The following is a 2,314-nucleotide window of genomic DNA, read 5'->3' on the forward strand; positions in this document are numbered from 1 at the left end:
AATAAGATATGAACACTCAAATTACTGCCTCCCCTAAATTATACATAGGAATCGACATACACAAACGAAGTTGGAAAGTTCATTGTTCAACAGACTTATTTTCTGGTAAATCTTTTAGCATGGTTCCAGAGCCAGAACATTTAAAGACTTATTGTATGTCTTCAGCCTAATCTGAACTTTTAGGGTTAAAAATTAAGAGAGTACTTTCACAAATTTAAATGATTTTTCTGGAACTGCTTTTTTCTTGCTTCTAGTGTCCTGTTTTTAATCAATTTTCTTTGCTTCAATTTCTTTTTTCCTGTCCCAAAATACACTTCTGCTGGTGTTAAATTTTGTAATGATTCATGATATCTCTGATAATTATAGAACTTGACAAACTCTTCCATTTTTGCTTCGAGTTGACCAGGACTAAAGTAATTATCTAATTTAACCACATTCTTCATGGAACGGTGATAGCGTTCAATTTTTCCTTGTGTTTGTGGATGCAAAGGTCTTCCTCTAACGTGATGTATCTTTTTATCTTGCAGATATTCTGCCAATTCATGGGATATATAGCAAGACCCATTGTCTGACAACAGTTTAGGGGGTCTGTTATTTGGTAAATCCACAGTATATAGAGCCTTATCTAAGGTGCTTTTCACGTCTGCTGCCTTCATTGATGAGCACAGTTCCCAGCTTACAATAAAGCGACTATAATCATCTAATATCGTTGATAAATAGTACCAGCCCCATCCATAGATTTTAAAATATGTAAAATCTGTCTGCCACATTTGATTAACCGATGTGGTTTTGTCATGAAAACTATCAGAAGCACTCATGACTCTAAAGGAAGGCGTTGTAATGAGACCATTTGCTTTTAAAATGCGATATACACTAGATTCACTCACGTAATAACTATAAGTATCAGTAATATGCCAAGCAAGTTCTCTGGATGATAGTTCAGGCTTTTCTAAGGCTATCTCAACAACTTTATCACGGTCAGCCTCATTGATTCTGTTCCAACTCTGTTTTCCTCTTGTCTGCTTTCTTTTAAGTCCATCATATCCATTTTTCAAATAAGCTTTATACCAATTATAAAACGTAGTTTTATTAATCTTTAGCTGTTTCAAGGTTCTGATGACTCCTAAATCGGATTGTTCAACCAAGTGAATAATCTCGTATTTTTCTCTTTGACTGTAATGCATATATTTCTTCCGTTTTAATCTTCCCCATTTAAGTTTTTTTTCAAGTCTCGATTATCTAACAAAAGTTCTGCAACCAGTTCCTTTAAAGAATGGTTCTCATCTTTCAATTCTTTTACTTCTGAGGTATTTGCTTCACGCATGGTATCCCCTGTTAATCTCCGTTTGCCCGCATCCATAAAGTCTTTACTCCATTTATAATATATCCCTTGAGATATACCTTCCTTACGACACAACTCTGCAATGGTGGTCTCTCCTCGGATTCCGTCTATAATGATTCTGATTTTTTCTTCTGAACTGTAAATTCTTCTTGTTTTTCGTTTTAGCTCACTAATTAATGAACTAGCGCTCTTCTTTTTAGCCATCTGTTTTGCTTTTAAAGGTTATTAAATATATTAAATCTATCTCTTAGATTTTACCCTTTAAAAGTTCACTTTTTGTTGACGTCTAACACAACCCTAAAATCTAATTTACTACTTCTACTATCCCGATCATTAGGCAACATCTACTAAAATTTATTTTTTTAATTTTTTTTTAAAAAGTGTTTTCATAGTCGAGCGCTTGATAATACCACATACACCCCCTCCCTCTTTTATAAATGGGGCACTTGGGTCAGTCATTGCATTTAAACAGGTGAGTATCATACAATCCTATGTTCTTGTTAACTGTTCTAAACTCATTATGACTCTTCTTTTTTATTAAACTATTTATTGATTTCATATATTGTTCTAACTTTGATAATAAATGAAACTTAGAATTAAACACACAAATACCTCTGATTCCTAACAAGACTAATGAACAAATTCTTTTATAGATGAATATTTTTAATATATTTTCTAACATAATTATCAATGCCGGAATTGCGCAAGGTTTATTATTTGCCATTTTATTTCGTTCAAGTATGAGCCAACGTTCATATTTTTTATTGTCTCTTTTGCTAATAGACCTCTCCCTAATCATTTTTAGAATTCATTATTTGAATTCCTTTTTGCTCGAAAAGTTGGGCCAGACATTTATGGGAGCAGGACCTTTTATTTTTTTATTGGGCCCTTTTTTGTTCTTCTATTTAAGAAGTATTGTACTCCCGGATACAACTATAACAAAAAAGGATAGTATTCACTTTGTCTTTTTCG

Annotated in this window: 3 protein-coding genes; 2 read left to right on the forward strand and 1 reads right to left on the reverse strand. The window is 32.9% G+C overall.

The annotated features are described in order from the left end of the window. Positions 1 to 8 precede the first annotated feature (8 nt). Complete coding sequence (locus AC15TD_RS12840; protein WP_484452555.1) at positions 9 to 170, forward strand: hypothetical protein; 162 nt, start codon at positions 9 to 11, stop codon at positions 168 to 170. 36 nt (positions 171 to 206) lie between these two features. On the opposite strand, the gene AC15TD_RS12845 is transcribed toward AC15TD_RS12840, so the two are convergent. Next, a protein-coding gene (locus AC15TD_RS12845; protein WP_484452556.1) for an IS3 family transposase occupies positions 207 to 1,546 on the reverse strand; the annotation gives its coding sequence in 2 pieces (ribosomal slippage) (positions 207 to 1,231 and positions 1,231 to 1,546; 1,341 coding nt in all). A gap of 449 nt (positions 1,547 to 1,995) precedes the next feature. Between AC15TD_RS12845 and AC15TD_RS12850 the strand changes: the two genes are divergently transcribed. Continuing rightward, positions 1,996 to 2,314: hypothetical protein (locus tag AC15TD_RS12850; protein WP_484452557.1), on the forward strand; the 319-nt coding region annotated here is incomplete at its 3' end.

The sequence above is a fragment of the Yeosuana sp. genome (assembly GCF_057126245.1).

Bases quoted from the DNA above. Each gene is read 5' to 3' on its own strand.
- AC15TD_RS12840 (WP_484452555.1), top strand. From the start codon at position 9: ATGAACACTCAAATTACTGCCTCCCCTAAATTATACATAGGAATCGAC.